The organism is Actinomadura scrupuli (assembly GCF_050971785.1).
In the GTDB taxonomy this organism is placed as follows: Bacteria; Actinomycetota; Actinomycetes; order Streptosporangiales; family Streptosporangiaceae; genus Actinomadura_E; species Actinomadura_E scrupuli.
Window position 1 is genome coordinate 149,548 of sequence record NZ_JBPCCU010000005.1, and the last position, 17,384, is coordinate 166,931.

Consider the following 17,384-nt stretch of genomic DNA (forward strand, 5'->3'; position numbering starts at 1 on the left):
CATGAGCAGCATCGCCTCCAGCAACGCGGAGGTCCCCGCCACCGCCGAGACGGCGCCGGGCGGGGCGCCGCCGCCGAAGAGCCGGGCAGCGCGCCGATTCACCATCAATCCCCGGCAGAGCGGGATCTACGTCGCGTTCGCGTTGATCGTGGTGTTCTTCTCGATCTTGACCGACGGTGACCTGCTCCAGCCGCAGAACATCTCGAACATCATCGTCCAGAACTCCTACATCCTGATCCTGGCGATCGGGATGATCTTGATCATCATCGGCGGGCACATCGACCTGTCCGCGGGATCGGTCGTCGCGGTCACCGGGGCGATCTGTGCCGTGCTGACGGTCAATCATCATGTGCCGTGGCCGATCGCGGTGCTGCTGACGCTGGTCGCGGGCGCACTGATCGGGGCCTGGCAGGGCTACTGGGTCGCCTACTTCGGCATTCCGGCCTTCATCGTCACGCTCGCGGGCATGCTCGTCTTCCGCGCGCTGACCCTCACCGTGCTGGGCAACCAGGGCATCGGCCCCTTCCCGGAACAGATCCGTACGCTCTCCAACGGCTTCGTCGACGGATATCTCGGCAACATCGGGCTCGGCCCGCTGGGCGGCGCGGACCTGCTCACCCTGCTGGTGGGCCTCGGCGTCGTGGCGTCCATCGCCGTCACGCAGTGGCGGGTACGGGCCGCACGCGTGGGCTACGGCCAGACCGTCGACCCGCTGCCGATCTTCCTCGTCAAGATCGCGGCCGCGGCGTTCGTCGTGCTGGCCGTGGTGGTGCAGCTGGCCCGGTTCAAGAACCTGCCGTGGGTCCTCGTGCTGCTCGCCGTACTGGTGCTGGCGTACTCGCTGATGACCAACCGGGCGGTGTTCGGCCGCCGTCTCTACGCGGTCGGCGGCAACCTCCAGGCCGCGACCCTGTCCGGCGTCAAGGTCAAGTCCGTGACGTTCTGGATCTTCGTCAACATGGGCGTGCTGGCCGCGCTCGCCGGCGTCATCTTCGCGGGCAGGCTCAACCAGGCGGGTCCCACGGCGGGCAACGCCTTCGAGCTGGACGCGATCGCGGCGGCCTTCATCGGCGGCGCCGCCGTCCAGGGCGGCGTGGGCAAGGTGGTCGGCGCCATCACCGGTGGCCTGATCATGGCGGTCATCAACAACGGCATGTCCCTGATCGGCGCCCCCAGCGAGCGCGTGATGCTCGTCAAGGGCCTCGTCCTGCTCGCCGCCGTCGCCTACGACGTGTGGACCAAGCGCCGGTCCGGCGCGTCGAGGTGAGCGCGTAGCGGCCGTACGGGGAGTCCGCAGCGGGCCGGCGACGGTCAGCCGCGGCCGAAGAGCCTGCCGAGGCGGTGGCCGGGCCTGGACTGCGCGGCGGCCGGGGGAGTGCCACCCTGTGGTTCGTCCTCCGGCGGCGCGAGCATGTCGCGTGCGAGGCCCCGTACGTCCGGGTTCATGGCCGGGGTGGCCAGCACCAGCAGGGCGAGCGAGTCCATGATCGTGACCGCCCGGGTCTGGTTCGCCTGCAGCGCGGCCATGAAGCGCCAGCCGACCAGGCTCCCGACCTCGGCCCGGGTGTCGGGGTGCACCCAGGCGGTGGCGACCAGGCCCAGCAGCGCCGCCTCGGTGATCCAGTCCTCGGGCCCGTAGGCCAGGTCGGTGAGCACTTCGCGGCGGGTGGAGTCCGGCCACGGCTGGTCGCTGTGGTGGTGGGCGATGCCCAGGCAGGCCCAGGCCTGGACCGAGCGGAGCCAGTCCGGCCAGGTGAGGTCGGCGCCCGCCGGCGGCTCCGGGGGATGCACCAGCACCCCGAGCAGATCCCCGAGCGGGAGCGCGGACAGCCGTACCGCGTCGTCGTAGGCGGCCGGCAGGTGCCGCCAGGGCCGGCCCGCCAGGGACTGGACGGACCGGGCGGCCTCGGCCGACGGCGGGGGGACCGCCGGGCGCGCCACCGTGCCGGTGTACTCCCACACGCGATGCCGTACGGCCCGCACCGGTCCGCTGGGGAACACCTCGGGGACGGTCGCCCGCAGGTCCGGGTGGGGCACGTCGGAGATGGTCACGCTGAAGTCGGCCAGGGTCCGGGAGAACGCGAGCAGCGCGCTGGGCGGCTCCGGAGCCGAGACGGTGAGCGAGCCGCCCCCCACCGGGGCCGCCTCCTTCTCCATCACCTGCTCCAGCACGTTGATCACCGACTCGCTGGGCCGCGGGAAGTGCCGCAGCCAGTACCGGCGGAAGGACTTCTCGGCCAGCACCCGGTCGGCGTGCTCGGCCTCGTGCGTGCCGCTCTCCTGGCCGCGCAGATGGTCGGCGAGCGTGACGAGGTGGTCGACGTCGCTGTCGCGGTCGAAGCGGATCCCGCAGGCGGCGACGAAGGCGCAGTCATGGCCCGGATCCTGCCGCAGCGCACGGTCGGTCCAGGCCAGCCCCTCCTCCAGCCGGCCGCGGTCGGCCAGCATCTCCGCGAGGTCGGTCATCAGGGCGGAGTTGTCCGGAGCGAGCTCCAGCGCGCCCAGCCAGGCCCGCTCGGCCTCGTCCCAGCGCTCCTGCGCCCGCAGGGCGTAGCCGAGGGCCATCCCGGCGTTCGGGGACGGCTGGATCCGGTTGGAGCGGGCGGCCAGCTCGGCCGCCTCGGCGGGCTCGCCCAGCCGCCGCACGAGCAGCGAGGCGCACCACAGCAGCCGCGCGTCGGCGGAGTGCGCGTCGGCCGCGCCGCGGGCGAGGGTGAGGTACGGGTGGAGGGCGGGCCGGAGTTCCTCGGGTACGGGATCGCTGCGGAACGAGCTCACCAGCCGCCCGAGCAGGGTGGTCACCAGGCCGGAGTCCAGCCGGCGGGGCAGCTGCGGATCGAGCACCCAGGGCACCGCCGCCCACGGCCCCGTGGGCTCGTGGCACTGGGCGGCCACCAGCAGGTCGAGCGCCTCGGCGTGCTCGCCGCGGGAGGCCAGCACATGTGCCCGGGCGACGACCGTGCCCAGGAAGGCCTGTTCGTGGAGGGGGAACAGCTCCGGCCCGCCATCGGGGCGGGCGCCGAGGTGGGCCAGCAGCTCGTGCACCTCGGGCAGGGTGGGATCGCAGGTCAGCGCGTTGGCGACGTGGGTCGCCGCGTGGGACAGCTCCCCGTCGTCCAGGGCCAGCCGTGCCATGCTCAGCTCGCCCTCGGCCTGCAACCGCGCATCGGCCATGCCCTCGTCCGCCACGCTGCCCCTCCGCACAAGTGATCGCTACAGGTCGTACCTTGCCATAACGGTCAGTCTCCGGGTGCGAAACGGCCGGTGCCCGGCGGAACCGAAAAGGGCGCTCCCTCCCCGAGAGCACTCTCTCCGTGGCACCGCCCTGGACCCCCGGAACCACGGAAGGGGGCGTTCCCCGGCGGGAACGCCCCCTCTCAGCGTGCGGCGGAACGGGTCAGGACTCGCCGCCCGCGCTGCTCTCCGCGGTCTGGACCCCGCCGGCGAACACGTCGCTGATGGAGTCCTGCAGCCGGTACTTGTCGATGGCCTGCTGCAGCGTCTCCGGCTTGACCTCGCCGCGCTTGGCCAGCCGGGTGAGCACCGCGAGGGTGATCGAGGCGGCGTCCACGTGGAAGAACCGCCGGCCCGCCGCCCGGGTGTCGGAGAAGCCGAACCCGTCGGTGCCGAGCGAGGAGTAGTCACCCGGCACCCACGAGGCGATCTGGTCCGGGACCGCGCGCATGAAGTCCGAGACCGCCACGACCGGCCCCGGCGCGTTCTCCAGCGCCTGGGTCACGTACGGCACCCGCTGGTCCCCGTCGGGGTGCAGCAGGTTCCACGAGTCGCAGGCCAGCGCCTCACGGCGCAGCTCGGTCCACGACGTGGCCGACCAGACGTCCGCCGACACGCCCCAGTCCTCGGCCAGCAGGCGCTGGGCCTCCAGCGCCCAGCGGCCCGCCACCCCGGAGGACAGGATGTGCGCCCGGGGCGAGTCCGCGGCCACCGTGGGGGCGTCCGCGTACAGGTAGAGCCCCTTGAGCAGGCCCGCCACGTCGAGGTTCTCCGGCTGGGCCGGCTGCTGGTACGGCTCGTTGTAGATCGTCAGGTAGTAGAAGATGTTCTCGCCGTCGGGGTGCTCCTCCGAGGAGCCGTACATCCGTTGCAGCGCGTCCTGCACGATGTAGGAGATCTCGAAGGCCCAGGACGGGTCGTAGTAGACGCACGCCGGGTTGGCCGAGGCCAGCAGCGGCGAGTGCCCGTCGTTGTGCTGCAGGCCCTCGCCGGTCAGCGTGGTGCGGCCCGCGGTGGCGCCGAGCAGGAATCCACGGCCCATCTGGTCGGCCAGCGCCCACATCTGGTCGCCGGTCCGCTGGAACCCGAACATCGAGTAGAAGATGTAGATCGGGATCGTGTGCTCGCCGTGCGTGGCGTACGAGGTCCCGGCGGCGATCATCGAGCCCATCGCGCCGGCCTCGGTGATGCCCTCGTGCAGGATCTGGCCCTGCTCGGACTCCTTGTAGGAGAGCATCAGCTTGCGGTCCGCGGCCTCGTACGTCTGCCCGTACGGCGAGTAGATCTTCGCCGTGGGGAACATCGCGTCCATGCCGAAGGTCCGGGCCTCGTCCGGGATGATCGGCACGAACCGGTGCCCGATCGCCTTGTCCTTCATGAGGTCCTTGAGCAGCCGGACGAAGCCCATGGTGGTGGCGACGGCCTGCTTGCCCGAGCCCTGCTTGAGCTCGGCGTAGACCTTGTCGCCGGGCAGCTTCAGCGGCTTGGCCCGGTCGACCCGCTTGGGCAGGTAGCCACCGAGGGCGGCCCTGCGCTCGCGCATGTACTGGATCTCCTCGGACTCCTCGCCCGGGTGGTAGTACGGCGGCAGGTCCGCCTCCAGCGCCGAGTCGGGGATCTCCAGGAAGAGCCGGTCGCGGAACTCCTTGAGCTCGCTCTTGGTGAGCTTCTTCATCTGGTGCGAGGACATCCGGGCCTCGAAGTCCGGCCCGAGCGTCCAGCCCTTGATGGTGTGGGTCAGGATCACCGTCGGCTGGCCCACGTGCTCACGCGCGGACTTGAAGGCCGCGTAGAGCTTGCGGTAGTCGTGCCCGCCCCGCGACAGCTTGCTCAGCTCGTCGTCGTCGAGGTGTTCCACGATCTTGCGCAGCCGGGGGTCGTCGCCGAAGAACCGGTCCCGGGTGTAGGCGCCGGGCTCCACCGAGAACGTCTGGAACTGGCCGTCCGGGGTGGTGTTCATCTTGTTGACCAGCACGCCGTCGACGTCCTTGGCCAGCAGCGGGTCCCAGTCCCGGCCCCAGATGACCTTGATCACGTTCCAGCCGGCGCCGCGGAAGTACGACTCCAGCTCCTGGATGATCTTGCCGTTGCCGCGGACCGGGCCGTCCAGCCGCTGCAGGTTGCAGTTCACGATGAAGGTGAGGTTGTCGAGCTCCTCGCGGGCGGCGACGCCGATCGCGCCCAGCGACTCCGGCTCGTCCATCTCGCCGTCGCCCAGGAACGCCCACACGTGCGAGCGCGAGGTGTCCTTGATCTCCCGGGCCAGCAGGTAGCGGTTGAACCGCGCCTGGTAGATCGAGTCGATGGCGCCGAGGCCCATCGAGACCGTGGGGAACTCCCAGAAGTCCGGCATCAGCCGCGGATGCGGATAGGACGGCAGGCCCCCACCGGGGTGGGAGATCTCCTGCCGGAAGCCGTCCAGCTGGTGCTCGCTCAGCCGGCCCTCGAGGAACGCCCGCGCGTAGATCCCCGGCGTGGCGTGGCCCTGGATGAAGACCTGGTCGCCGGACTCGCCGTGATCCTTACCGCGGAAGAAGTGGTTGAAGCCGACTTCGTACAGCGAGGCCGCCGAGGCGTAGGTGGCGATGTGGCCGCCGACGGAGAGCTCGGGCCGGTTCGCCCGCGAGACCATGATCGCGGCATTCCACCGGATGTAGGCGCGGACCCGGCGCTCGATGTGCTCGTCGCCAGGAAACCATGGTTCTCGCTCGGGCGGGATGGTATTGATGTAGTCGGTGCTGCGCAGGCTGGGAACGCCAACCTGTTGCTCACGGGCACGCTCCAGAAGCCGGAGCATGACGTAACGGGCTCGGGTGCGCCCCTCCGTCTTGATGACCGTGTCCAGCGATTCCAGCCACTCTCGGGTTTCATCGGGGTTGATGTCCGGGAGTTGGCTCGGCAGCCCGTCGCTGATGATCGAAAAGCGTTGGCGTCCGGAAGCCACGGGGTCCCCTCTGTGCCTCTCCATGTGACTGCCGCCTGTGTCCGACAGTCACCGTCTTGATGCTGACCATCGTCGTACGTATGTGCGGCTAACGCATCTCTACTGGTGAGTAACTATTTGTGCTGGTCAACAGGTATATCCGGCCCCGCTCGGTGGGCACTCTTGAAGTGAGGAGTCAACTCGTACGGAGGTTAGTTCATGCAGGCGACAGTAGGTGACCGGCTGCACGTCCACGCCAACACCGTCGGAGAGCCGGATCACAGCGGAGAGATCATCGAGGTGCACGGCGACGACGGCACCCCGCCGTACGTCGTCCGGTTCGACGATGGCCACACCCGGACGGTCTGCCCGGGCCCGGACGCGGTCGTCGAGCCCCGTTCGGTGAAAGGGGCGTCATCGGGGTAGACAGGTACCCATGAAGACCACAGTGATCCGTGTGTCGACCGGCGGACACGAGGTGGTGCACGACATCACGGCCGAATGCCGGGAGTTCACCCGTACGGCCGGCGGGGACGGGCTGCTGCACGTTTTCGTGCCGCACGCCACCGCCGGCGTGGCCCTCATCGAGCTCGGCGCGGGCAGCGATCATGACCTGCTGGCCGCGCTCCGCGAGTTGCTCCCTGCCGACGACCGGTGGCGGCATGCCCACGGCTCCCGTGGGCATGGGCGTTCACACGTCCTGCCGGCGCTGGTGCCGCCCTACGCCACTATTCCGGTCGTCGATGGGCGAATGGCCCTCGGAACCTGGCAGTCTGTGTCGATCGTGGATCTCAATGTCGACAATCCGGACCGACAGGTGCGACTCTCGTTCCTTGCGGAAAGTTGAGGGAAGTGGCCTGCTTCATTCAGAACCTGCTTAGACACTTGCGCAAGGGCCGGTCACTTGTGTGAACTGTCCGGCAAACACCGCTGCGGCGGAGGCGAGCCCCACTAGGGGGGCCGAAGATCGAAATTGGAGGACGTTCGTGAGCGCGACCGCGGGTCAGGCGCAGACAGAGCGCGGCCTGGCCGAACGGCTCGGCTTCAGGGCCAGCCAGGTGGTGCAGGAGATCGGCTGGGACGACGACTGCGATGACGAGCTGCGCAGCTCCATCGAGATCGTCACGGGAGCCGAGCTGGTCGACGAGGACTACGAGGAGGTGGTCGACGTCGTGCTGCTGTGGTGGCGCGATGACGACGGCGACCTCGTCGACGGACTCGTCGACGCACGCACGTCGCTGGCGGACGGTGGCCACATCTGGCTGCTGACGCCGAAGGCGGGCCGTGACGGCCATGTCGAACCCAGCGACATCGATGAGGCCTCGCCCACGGCGGGGCTGTCCCAGACGAGCAGCGTGAGTGCCGCCAAGGACTGGTCCGGCACCCGCCTGGTCGCCCCTAAGGCGCGCCGCTGAGCCAACGGCACTTTCCACGGGACGGCCTTCGCCGGGCAGGGGGGCCCGGCGCGCCTCCGGCCGGACGTGTCGGCCCGCCGGAGGCGTGATCAGGCTGTCCCCCCTCGGCGACCCGGGCGCCAGGCCGGAGTGGCAGACTGATGCCTGGACCATCCGCCCAGTTCAACGAAGGGACGTCACATGACGGTCGAGGTCGGTGGCAGCGCACCGGATTTCGAGTTGAAGGACCAGCACGGGACGCCGGTCAAGCTGTCGGACTTCCGCGGGAAGAAAGACGTCGTGCTCGTGTTCTACCCGCTGGCCTTCAGCGGCATCTGCACCGGTGAGCTGTGCGCGATCCGTGACGAGCTGCCCACCCTGGGCGGCGACGACGTGCAGGTGATCGCGGTGTCGGTGGACTCGATGTTCGCGCACCGTGCCTGGGGCGAGCAGGAGAACTACGAGTTCCCGCTGCTGTCGGACTTCTGGCCGCACGGCGCGGTCGCGGAATCGTACGGCGTCTTCGACGCGGACAAGGGGCTGGCAGTCCGCGGCACCTTCATCATCGACAAGCAGGGTGTCGTGCGCTGGAAGGTCGAGAACGCGATCCCCGACGCTCGTGACATCAGCGAGTACCGCAAGGCGCTCGCCGAGCTTTCCTGATCCGGGACCGGCCCGCTCCCGTCAAGGGACCGGGCCGGGGGCCGGGATCGAGAGCGGGCCCTCGACCAGGGCCGGCCGAACACGGGAGGGGCCCTATGCCCTGCTTCCGATGCGGTACCCGGCAGAGTGACCCGGTCCGCGGTGCGAGCCAGTGGAAGCGCGGCGTCCGCGCGGACCGGCAGGTGCTCGTCTGCCCGGTGTGCCAGGCGAACACCGACTGGGCGGCCGAGCTCGACGGCTGCGCCGGTTGCGGTTCGATCGCCCTGGTCTGCCGGCTGGGTGAGGTCGAGTGCCGCGACTGCGGCCATGTGCGCGGCGCGGAGCGCCCCCAGGAGGAGTCGGAGACGACGAGCTCCGAGCTCTCGGCGGAGGTGGCGGCCGCTCTCAACCGGGTGCTGAAACGCGGCTCCTGAACCCCGGCTCCTCAACCCCGGCGCCCCACCCGCCCGAAGCCGCGTTCACGGCCCGTTTCCCGAGGTGTGTCACACTGGGCCGGTACCCATGGGACGGCGCCCGCGGTGGTCTGGTTCCCCGGTCTTCATGACTTGTTCCCGTACGTTTCACGTTGCCCGGACGCCATTTTCCCGTTACCTGCCGTACGGTTCGGGTCGCCAGGCTCGCAGCAGACATGAGCCGATTCAATGACAAGAACAGAGACCATGCGCACAGGCCCCGCCTGGCGCTGAGGCGTACGGGAGCGGCGCTGATCGCCCTCCTCCTGCTCGGAGCGACCGGATGCTCGGGCTCCGGCGACGAGGCGCCTGGCGGAACGCTGAGGGTGCTGGCCGGCAGCGAGCTGGCGGATCTCAAGCCGATCCTCGACCAGGCCAGGAAGGACATCGGGGTCGCCGTCAAGCTCGACTACGTCGGCACGCTCGACGGGGTCCAGCAGGTCATCGACGGCAGGGCCGACGGCCGCTACCAGGCCATCTGGTTCTCCTCGAACCGCTACCTCAACCTGCATCCCGAGGCCGAGTCGAAGATCAAGGACTCCACCTCCACCATGGCCTCGCCGGTCGTGCTCGGCCTGCGGGCCTCGGTCGCCACCAGGCTCGGCTGGGACCGGACACCGCCGACCTGGGGGCAGATCGCGGACGCCGCCGGGGAGGGGAAGTTCGGTTACGGGATGACAAGCCCGGCCGCCTCCAACTCCGGGTTCTCCGCGCTCGTGGCCGTCGCGTCGGCGCTCGCGGGTGACCGGTCCGGGCCCGACCTCGCCGGCATCGAACGCGCGGCGCCCAAGCTGAAGCGCTTCTTCGCCGGTCAGACCCTGACCGCGGGCTCCTCCGGCTGGCTGTCGGACGCCTACGTCCGGCGGGTCGGCCAGGACCGCGAGGGCACGCTCGACGGCCTGGTGAACTACGAGTCCGTGCTGCTGGCACTCAACGCCTCGCGGCGGCTGCCGGAGCCGCTCACCCTGATCTATCCCCGCGACGGGGTGATCACCGCCGACTATCCGCTGACCCTGCTGGGCTCCGCCCCGGCCGGAGCCAAGGAGTCGTTCCGCAAGCTGACGGACTACCTGCGGCGCCCGGAGGTCCAGCGCCGGATCATGACCCAGGCCTACCGCCGCCCGGTCGTGCCGGGGGTGCAGGCCGATGCCACCCGGTTCCCGGCCACCCCGCCCGAGCTGCCGTTCCCGGACCGGCTGGAGGTCGCGGACGCGCTCGTCGGGGCCTTCTACGACCGGCTGCGCCGCCCCGCCCGCACGATCTACGTGCTGGACGTGTCCGGCTCCATGCAGGGTGAGCGGATCGAGGGGCTGCGCAGGGCCCTGGTCGGGCTGACCGGGGCCGACGGCAGCCTCACCGGCCGCTACCAGCGCTTCCACAACCGGGAGTCGGTGACGCTCATCCCGTTCAGCTCCCGGCCCAAGCCGGCGCAGTCGTACGCCGTGCCGGAGGTGCGGCCCGAGGGCGAGCTCGGCAAGATCAGGTCCTTCGCGCAGTCGCTGTCCAGCGGTGGTGGCACCGCGATCTACGACAGCCTGGGACAGGCCTTCGACCTGGTGAAGAAGGAGGCCGCCCAGAACGAGGACCGGTTCACCTCGATCGTGCTGATGACCGACGGGCAGAACACCTCCGGGACCGACTTCGCCGCCTTCCGCGCCCGCTACCCCAGCCTGCTGCAGGGGGTACCGGTCTTCACGATCCTGTTCGGCGAGGGCAGGGCCGACGAGATGGACCAGCTGGCGCAGCTCACCGGGGGCCGCACCTTCGACGCCCGCAGCCAGTCGCTCAGCGCGGTCTTCCGCGACATCCGGGGCTACCAGTGACCGCGCCCGGTCACGGCGGCACGGTGCGAGCAGGATCGCGGAGGGGGCCGGGGAGGGGCAGGACGGCGCGGACGGCCGTGCCCTCGTCGGGGCGGCTCGTCACCGTGGTCCGGCCGCCGAGCAGCTCGGCGCGTTCGGCCATGCCGCGCAGGCCGTAGGAGTCCGGGCGCCGGCCGGGCGCGAAGACGTCCGCGATGGAGAAGCCCGCGCCGTCGTCGACCACGGTGAGCACGACCCGGTCGCGTTCGAGCTCCAGCACGATGTCCAGGCAGCCGGCCGCCGCGTGCCGCAGGCAGTTGCCCACCGCCTCCTGGGCGATGCGGTAGAGCGCGGTCTGCAGGTGCCCGGGCAGCGGTGCCTCGAGCTCACCGCTGACCGCGACGGTGACGTCCAGGGACTTCTGCCGGGTGCCGGCCTCCCTGGCCAGGGTGGCCAGCGCGGCGGACAGCCCGAGATCGTCCAGCACCGGTGGCCGCAGCCCGCCGATCGCCGCGCGGGTCTCCGCCGCGGCGAGTTCGCACAGCTCCCGGGCCAGCACGATCTGGTCGTGGGCCTCCTCGTGATGGCGGGGGAGCAGCCGGGCGGCGGCGGACAGGTGGAAACCGAGGCTGGCCAGCCGCTGCGCCAGCCCGTCGTGGATCTCCCCGGCCAGCCGGGCGCGCTCGGCCTCCTGCACCTGGACGGCCTGGTCGGCGAAGCGCTCGGCCGAGTGCTCCCGCTCCCGCGCGGTCCGCAGCCGCCGGCAGGAGCACAGGACGGGGGCGAACAGCGCGGCCAGCGCCTCGGCCAGCTCCAGGTCCTGGCGCAGGCAGGGCGCGCCGGACCGCACGTCGACCACCGCGATGGTGCCGCCGTCGGGGACCCGGACGGGCAGGGTGGCGCCCCGCAGGTCGTCGTGCCTGCGAGGCCGTCCGTGCGCCGCCACCCAGCCCACCACGCCCTCGCCCAGCGCGACGGGGGCCCTTCCGCCGCATTCCAGCGCCCGGCCCTCCTCGTCGAGGACGTAGACGTCACAGAAGGTCAGGCCGGTGGCCGAGCGGACCACCAGCGACGCCAGGTCGTCGGCGAGGGCCGGCAGTTCGCGGTCCGAGCAGGCCACCGAGATGATCCGGGTGAGCAGGTCCGGGCTGCGCGTGGTCAGCAGGTCCAGCGGGCTCATCCCGGCACCGTCCCGAGGGCCCGCCCGGCGCCCGGCGTGGTGCGCGGCGCTCCCGGCCAGGTCAACGGAACAGCCCCTCGCGGAGGGCGAACGCCGTCGCCGCCGACCGGTCGGAGACCTCGAGCTTGCGGTAGAGCGCCCGCAGATGGCTTTTCACGGTCTCCTCGCTGAGCACCAGCCGGCCGGCGATCGCCCGGTTGGAGAGCCCGGCGACCAGCAGGGACAGCACCTCGCTCTCCCGCTGGGTGAGCCCGCGGTTGGCGCCCGGCCAGAACTCGCCCCGGTTGAGCCGGGCGGCGCTGGCGGCCATCCGGCCGGCCAGCGTCGGTTCGATGACCGTCTCGCCGCGCACCACCTCTTCGAGCCGGCGGACCAGCTCCAGGCCGTCGACCCGCTTGAGCAGGTACCCGCTGGCCCCGGCGCGCAGGGCCTCGAAGACGTACTGCTCGTCGTCGTACACCGACAGGAACACCACCCGCGACTCCGAGACGGAGGCGGTGAGGTTCCGGCAGAGGTCGAGACCGCTGTCGGGCCCGAGCCGTACGTCCAGCAGCACGATGTCGGGCCGCAGCGTGGTCACCAGCCGGGCCGCGTCGCGTGCGGTCCCCGCCTGTCCCACGACGCGCACCCGGCCGGCGAAACCCGCCAGCATCGCCTGCAATCCGGCCAGGATCATTTCGTGGTCATCGACGAGTACAAGCCTTACCGGTGAGCCCATTCCGGCAACATAACAATCAAAGCTACTGGCGAGTAGATCTTGGAACGGGACACAATATGAGGGCTGCCTCACCCCTTTCCCCCTGGTTATCCCCCAAGGGGGGGAGGAGGCCGATTACGGCCGGATCTAGCGTCCTCGGTGACAACAGAATCCGCTCGGCTGGAGGTCCTAGGTGTCCCATCGGATCGTGCATATGCTCCGGGCGCGCGGATCAGGCCGCCGCCCCGTCATGCTCGCCATCGCCGGGGACAGCGCGGCGGGCAAGACGACGCTGACCAGGGGGCTGGTGCAGTGTCTCGGGGCCGACCGGATGACCGCGGTCTGCGTCGACGACTACCACCGGTACGACCGTCGGGAGCGCAGGGACAAGCCGTTCACCGCCCTGCACCCGGACTGCAACCACATCGACATCATGGAGCAGCACCTTCAGCTGCTGGCCATGGGGGAGCCGATCCTCAAGCCGGTCTACGACCACTCCAGCGGTGAGCTGGTCCGGCCGGAGCTGGTGGAGCCGCGCGACTTCGTCATCGTCGAGGGGCTGCTGCCCATGCACACCAGGCTGGCCCGGGCCTGCTTCGACATCACGGTCTACCTCGACCCGCCGGAGCCGCTGCGCCACGAGTGGAAGATCGAGCGGGACTGCGCCAAGCGCGGCTACCGGCCGGAGCAGGTGCGCGACGAGCTGGCCCGCCGGGAGCCCGACAGCGCGGCCTTCATCCGCCCGCAGCGCCGGTTCGCCGACATCGTGGTGCGGTTCGCGCCGGTCGCCGGTCGCACCGACCCGCCCGGCACGCCGCTGTCGGCGGAGCTGCTGCTGCGGCCGACCATCGACCATCCCGAGCTGTCCGGCGTGCTCGATGACGCGGAGCACCGCGGCATGCACCTGCGGCTGCACCGCGACACCGACGGCCGGCCGGTGGACGCCCTGCACGTCCACGGGTACGTCTCGCCCGAGGAGTCGGAGATCGTCAAGAAGGCGATCTGGGAGCGGCTGGAGGTCTCCTCGGGCATCCCGCGGTCGCTGGGCCGGCTCACCGACGGCGCCGCCAGCGACCCGCTGGCCATCACCCAGCTGCTCCTGCTCTACCACCTGCTCAACGCCGACCGCCGTCAGGCCGCCTGACCCCCACCCGCCCGGCTCGCACAAACCCCCCACCCTCCGTGATCATGCAATCGATCGACGATTGACTGCATGATCACGGAGAGACCGGGGGTGGTCAGTCTTGGCGCAGGACCCGGAAGGTGATGCCGGCCTTCTGCAGGCGGTCGATGAGCCGATCGCCCATGGCGGCGGCGGTGGTCACCTGACCGGAGGTCTCCGGCAGGTCGTCGTGCACCAGGCACAGGGCCGCCTCGGCCAGCATCTTGGCGGTCTCGTCGTATCCGGGGTCGCCGCCGGCCACCTCGGTGACCACCCGCCTGCCACCGCCCTCACCGACGAAGCGCACGTTGAACCAGCTCTTGGCGCGCTTCTCCGGGGTGGGCCCCTCACCCGGGCTCTTGATGCGCAGCAGCAGGTCGCGGGTCGGGGGCAGCTGAGCGAGCGCGAACACCCCGGCGACGCCGGCGACCGCGCCGGCCGCGCCCACGAGATGCCTGACCGCGAGGTAGTGGCCGTAGGAGAAGTCCGGGCCGTACCGGTCGAGTGCCCGGGCCGAGCGCGTCACCACCATCGGGTCGATGGTGGGCATCGGCAGCGTCCAGGCGCCGGACGGCGGGGCGAAGCGCGACAGGCCCTTGACGACGCGCACCCGGCGCCCGGCGGGGATCGGCTCCACCCGGCGCCGGGCCAGTGCCGCCCGCGCCGTCTGCCGGGCCCTGGACATCGCGGTGATCGCGGAATGCGCGGTGCCGCCAGAGGCCGCGCCGTTGGCCCGGACGAACCCCTCGACCCGGATCGGCACGTCCTCGGGCAGCTGCAGGACGGTGAAGTACGCGCCGAGGTCGTGCGGGATCGAGTCGAACCCGCAGGCGTGCACGATCCGCGCGCCGGTCGCCCGGGCCTGCTCGTGGTGGCGGACGTACATCAGGTCGACGAACTCCGGCTCGCCGGTGAGGTCGAGGTAGTCGGTGCCCGCGGCGGCGCAGGCGGCGACCAGCGGCTCGCCGTAGGTGATGTACGGGCCGACGGTCGTGACGACCACGCGGGTGCTCTCCGCGACCGCCCGGATCGACCCGGAGTCGGCGACGTCGGCGTGCAGCAGCGGCAGGTCCTTGCAGGCGGGGTCGAACGCGGTCAGCCGCTCCCGCAGCGCGGCCAGCTTGGCCTGGTTGCGACCGGCCAGGGCCCAACGGGTCCCCTCCGGGGCGTGCTCGGCGAGGTACTCGGCGGTCAGCCCGCCGGTGAAGCCGGTCGCGCCGAACAGAACGAGGTCGTACGTGCGGTCGGCGGTCATGGTGACTCTCTCGTTCGCTGGGATGCCGAACCTGATTCTGCTCCCTTTATTGGATGGGATGTCAACCGGTCGGCCGGTGTGTCGCCCACATCACGCCGGGTCCGGCGGGGCGGCGCCAGCCGGGCGCGGTGAGCAGATGGTCGACGAAGAGCCGGGTGGTGGCGGTCGGGGCGGCGCCGGCGACGGCGTGCCAGGGCCGGTGCATCGGGGTGCCCGGCGCCTCGATGACCGCCAGCCGGCCCGCGCCGAGCTCGGCGCGCACCGCGTCGCGGGAGACCAGGGCGGCACCGAGCCCCGCGGCGGCGCCCGCGATCACCGCGCCGTTGGAGCCGAGCACCAGCCGGGGCGGCGCGGCGTCGTGCTCGGCGAGGTAGGCCTCCGCTGTCGCGCGGGTGCCGGAGCCGGGCTCGCGCAGCACCCACGGCGTGGTGTGCAGATCGAACGCCAGCTCCGGCGCGGCGACCACGACCAGATCGTTGGCGCGGGTGGCGAGGACGGTCGCGGCCACGCCCGCCGGCGGCCGGCCGCCGAGCACCAGATCCGCCTCGTGCTCGGCCAGCCGGGCCCAGATCCGGCGGCTGGGGCCGACCTCCAGGGCCAGGTCCACCTCCGGCCACCGGGACCGGAAGGCCGCGAGCAGCTCGGGCAGGACCTGGTCGGCCGCGGTGGTGACGGCGGCCAGCCGCAGCCGTCCCCGGCCCGGGTCGTCCTCGCCGCGGGCCGCCGCCCGGCCCTGCTCCAGCAGCCCGAGCACCTGCCGGGCGTACCCGGCGTACACCGTCCCGGCCGGGGTCAGGCGCACGCCCCGCCCGGCCCGCTCCACCAGCGCGACGCCGATTTCGCGGGCCAGCGCGGTCACCGCCGCGGAGACCGCCGACTCGGTCACGACGAGGCGCTCGGCCGCCGCGCGCACCGACCCGGTGTCCGCCAGCGCCACGAACGTCCGCAGCCGCCCCTCACTCACCCGCCGTCCTCCCGTCCGTCCTCGGACCCAACCTCCGTGATCATGTAATCCATCGACGATGGATTACATGATCACGGAGGTTGGTTGAGTAATCGGTTAAGAGTAACCGCAGAACTCTTGATGGACATGGCAAGTGTCGGTGCCGCAGGCTTCGGAGCGTCGGCCCGGGACGGGGCCGCCGGAGGGTTTGAGGAGCTGCTGCCGATGTCGAGCAATGGAAGCGCGAGCCGCTGGTCCGCGGGTGTGATCCCGTACGCGGAGATGGGGTACTGGCGACCGGACTACCAGCCCAAGGACAGCGACGTGCTGGCGGCCTTCCGGATCACGCCGCAGCCGGGCGTGCCGCCGGAGGAGGCCGGTGCGGCCGTCGCGGGGGAGTCCTCCACCGCGACGTGGACCGTGGTGTGGACCGACCGGCTCACCAGCTACGAGAACTACCAGGCCAAGTGCTACCGGGTGGAGCCGGTCCCGGGGCAGGAGGGGCAGTTCATCGCCTACATCGCCTACGACCTGGACCTCTTCGAGGAGGGCTCGATCGCCAACCTCACCAGCTCGATCATCGGCAACGTCTTCGGCTTCAAGGCGCTCAAGGCGCTGCGCCTGGAGGACATGCGGATCCCCACGCACTACGTCAAGACGTTCCAGGGGCCGGCGCACGGCATCGTCATGGAGCGCGAGTACCTCGCGAAGTTCGGCAGGCCGCTGCTCGGCGCGACCGTCAAGCCCAAGCTCGGCCTGAGCGCGCGCAACTACGGCCGGGTGGTCTACGAGGCGCTCAAGGGCGGCCTGGACTTCACCAAGGACGACGAGAACATCAACTCCCAGCCGTTCATGCGCTGGCGGGACCGGTTCCTGTACTGCATGGAGGGCGTCACCAAGGCGCAGGCGGCCAGCGGCGAGATCAAGGGCCACTACCTGAACGTCACCGCCGCCACGATGGAGGACATGTACGAGCGGGCGCAGTTCGCCAAGGAGCTCGGCAGCGTCATCGTCATGATCGACCTGACCGTCGGCTACACCGCCATCCAGTCCATGGCCAAATGGGCCCGGGCCAACGGGGTGCTGCTGCACCTGCACCGGGCCGGGCACTCCACCTACACCCGGCAGAAGACCCACGGCGTCAGCTTCCGGGTCATCGCCAAGTGGATGCGGCTGGCCGGGGTCGACCACATCCACGCGGGCACGGTCGTCGGCAAACTGGAGGGCGATCCCAACAGCGTCGCGGGCTTCTACGACACGCTGCGCCTGGACTCGGTGAAGGCGGACCCGGTCAAGGGCCTCTACTTCGACCAGGAGTGGGCCTCCATGCCCGGCACCATGCCGGTCGCCTCCGGCGGCATCCACGCCGGGCAGATGCACCAGCTGCTGCACTACCTGGGCGAGGACGTCATCCTGCAGTTCGGCGGCGGCACCATCGGCCACCCCATGGGCATCGCGGCCGGCGCCGCCGCCAACCGGGTCGCCCTGGAGGCGATGATCAAGGCGCGCAACGAGGGCCGCGACTTCATGCACGAGGGCCCCGACATCCTGCGCGCCGCCGCCAAGCGCAGCCGCGAGCTCGACGTCGCCCTGTCCACCTGGGGCGACATCACCTTCACCTACGAGTCCACCGACACCCCGGACGTCGTCGAGACGCCGACGAGCGTGTGAGGTCAACT

General features: G+C 71.1%; 15 protein-coding genes. 9 read left to right on the plus strand and 6 right to left on the minus strand.

Translation table 11 applies throughout. From position 1 onward, the window contains the following. The first annotated feature begins 1 nt into the window (after position 1). Positions 2-1,267, plus strand: a complete 1,266-nt coding sequence (mmsB, locus tag ACRYCC_RS23295; protein WP_433815284.1) for a multiple monosaccharide ABC transporter permease — start codon at positions 2-4, stop codon at positions 1,265-1,267. A gap of 44 nt (positions 1,268-1,311) precedes the next feature. On the opposite strand, the gene ACRYCC_RS23300 is transcribed toward mmsB, so the two are convergent. Beyond that, positions 1,312-3,189 (minus strand): tetratricopeptide repeat protein, encoded by a 1,878-nt coding sequence (locus ACRYCC_RS23300; RefSeq protein ID WP_433815285.1) that lies wholly within the window; start codon positions 3,187-3,189, stop codon positions 1,312-1,314. 208 nt (positions 3,190-3,397) lie between these two features. Further along, positions 3,398-6,178, minus strand: a complete 2,781-nt coding sequence (gene aceE, locus ACRYCC_RS23305) for a pyruvate dehydrogenase (acetyl-transferring), homodimeric type (protein WP_433815287.1) — start codon at positions 6,176-6,178, stop codon at positions 3,398-3,400. Positions 6,179-6,376: 198 nt separating this feature from the next. On the opposite strand from aceE, the gene ACRYCC_RS23310 reads away from it, so the two are divergent. The 6 genes from ACRYCC_RS23310 (at position 6,377) to ACRYCC_RS23335 (ending at position 10,489) form a co-directional block, all read left to right on the plus strand. Next, positions 6,377-6,583 carry a DUF1918 domain-containing protein gene (locus ACRYCC_RS23310; protein ID WP_433815289.1) on the plus strand — a complete coding sequence of 69 codons (207 nt, stop codon included), beginning with the start codon at positions 6,377-6,379 and terminating at the stop codon, positions 6,581-6,583. Between the two features lie 10 nt (positions 6,584-6,593). After that, complete coding sequence (locus ACRYCC_RS23315; RefSeq protein WP_433815290.1) at positions 6,594-7,004, plus strand: YjbQ family protein; 411 nt, start codon at positions 6,594-6,596, stop codon at positions 7,002-7,004. A gap of 139 nt (positions 7,005-7,143) precedes the next feature. Continuing rightward, positions 7,144-7,572, plus strand: a complete 429-nt coding sequence (locus tag ACRYCC_RS23320; protein WP_433815292.1) for a DUF3052 domain-containing protein — start codon at positions 7,144-7,146, stop codon at positions 7,570-7,572. Positions 7,573-7,752: 180 nt separating this feature from the next. Then, positions 7,753-8,214, plus strand: a complete 462-nt coding sequence (locus ACRYCC_RS23325; RefSeq protein ID WP_433815294.1) for a peroxiredoxin — start codon at positions 7,753-7,755, stop codon at positions 8,212-8,214. A 95-nt stretch (positions 8,215-8,309) separates the two neighbouring features. Further along, positions 8,310-8,627, plus strand: coding sequence for a hypothetical protein (locus tag ACRYCC_RS23330; RefSeq protein WP_433815296.1), 318 nt, complete (start codon positions 8,310-8,312; stop codon positions 8,625-8,627). Between the two features lie 215 nt (positions 8,628-8,842). Beyond that, on the plus strand, positions 8,843-10,489 hold the full coding sequence (locus ACRYCC_RS23335) for a VWA domain-containing protein (RefSeq protein ID WP_433815298.1): 1,647 nt from the start codon (positions 8,843-8,845) through the stop codon (positions 10,487-10,489). Positions 10,490-10,499: 10 nt separating this feature from the next. Here the strand turns inward: ACRYCC_RS23335 and ACRYCC_RS23340 are convergent, their stop codons facing one another. Further along, the gene (locus ACRYCC_RS23340) at positions 10,500-11,648 is read right to left on the minus strand and encodes a GAF domain-containing sensor histidine kinase (RefSeq protein ID WP_433815300.1); all 1,149 of its coding nucleotides are present in this window, start codon (positions 11,646-11,648) and stop codon (positions 10,500-10,502) included. 61 nt (positions 11,649-11,709) lie between these two features. After that, a complete protein-coding gene (locus ACRYCC_RS23345; protein WP_433815302.1) occupies positions 11,710-12,366 on the minus strand; it encodes a response regulator in 657 nt (218 codons plus the stop codon). Between the two features lie 193 nt (positions 12,367-12,559). On the opposite strand from ACRYCC_RS23345, the gene ACRYCC_RS23350 reads away from it, so the two are divergent. Next, the gene (locus ACRYCC_RS23350; RefSeq protein ID WP_433816043.1) at positions 12,560-13,489 is read left to right on the plus strand and encodes a phosphoribulokinase; all 930 of its coding nucleotides are present in this window, start codon (positions 12,560-12,562) and stop codon (positions 13,487-13,489) included. Between the two features lie 94 nt (positions 13,490-13,583). Here the strand turns inward: ACRYCC_RS23350 and ACRYCC_RS23355 are convergent, their stop codons facing one another. Next, on the minus strand, positions 13,584-14,762 hold the full coding sequence (locus ACRYCC_RS23355) for a saccharopine dehydrogenase family protein (RefSeq protein WP_433815303.1): 1,179 nt from the start codon (positions 14,760-14,762) through the stop codon (positions 13,584-13,586). Positions 14,763-14,823: 61 nt separating this feature from the next. After that, on the minus strand, positions 14,824-15,726 hold the full coding sequence (locus ACRYCC_RS23360; RefSeq protein WP_433815305.1) for a LysR family transcriptional regulator: 903 nt from the start codon (positions 15,724-15,726) through the stop codon (positions 14,824-14,826). A gap of 204 nt (positions 15,727-15,930) precedes the next feature. Between ACRYCC_RS23360 and ACRYCC_RS23365 the strand changes: the two genes are divergently transcribed. Continuing rightward, entirely contained in the window at positions 15,931-17,376 is a 1,446-nt protein-coding gene (locus ACRYCC_RS23365) for a form I ribulose bisphosphate carboxylase large subunit (protein ID WP_433815307.1), read from the plus strand. Positions 17,377-17,384: the final 8 nt, after the last annotated feature.

Bases quoted from the DNA above. Each gene is read 5' to 3' on its own strand.
- mmsB (WP_433815284.1), top strand. From the start codon at position 2: ATGAGCAGCATCGCCTCCAGCAACGCGGAGGTCCCCGCCACCGCCGAG.
- ACRYCC_RS23310 (WP_433815289.1), top strand. From the start codon at position 6,377: ATGCAGGCGACAGTAGGTGACCGGCTGCACGTCCACGCCAACACCGTC.
- ACRYCC_RS23315 (WP_433815290.1), top strand. From the start codon at position 6,594: ATGAAGACCACAGTGATCCGTGTGTCGACCGGCGGACACGAGGTGGTG.
- ACRYCC_RS23325 (WP_433815294.1), top strand. From the start codon at position 7,753: ATGACGGTCGAGGTCGGTGGCAGCGCACCGGATTTCGAGTTGAAGGAC.
- ACRYCC_RS23330 (WP_433815296.1), top strand. From the start codon at position 8,310: ATGCCCTGCTTCCGATGCGGTACCCGGCAGAGTGACCCGGTCCGCGGT.
- ACRYCC_RS23335 (WP_433815298.1), top strand. From the start codon at position 8,843: ATGAGCCGATTCAATGACAAGAACAGAGACCATGCGCACAGGCCCCGC.
- ACRYCC_RS23340 (WP_433815300.1), bottom strand. From the start codon at position 11,648: ATGAGCCCGCTGGACCTGCTGACCACGCGCAGCCCGGACCTGCTCACC.
- ACRYCC_RS23345 (WP_433815302.1), bottom strand. From the start codon at position 12,366: ATGGGCTCACCGGTAAGGCTTGTACTCGTCGATGACCACGAAATGATC.
- ACRYCC_RS23350 (WP_433816043.1), top strand. From the start codon at position 12,560: ATGCTCCGGGCGCGCGGATCAGGCCGCCGCCCCGTCATGCTCGCCATC.
- ACRYCC_RS23355 (WP_433815303.1), bottom strand. From the start codon at position 14,762: ATGACCGCCGACCGCACGTACGACCTCGTTCTGTTCGGCGCGACCGGC.
- ACRYCC_RS23365 (WP_433815307.1), top strand. From the start codon at position 15,931: ATGTCGAGCAATGGAAGCGCGAGCCGCTGGTCCGCGGGTGTGATCCCG.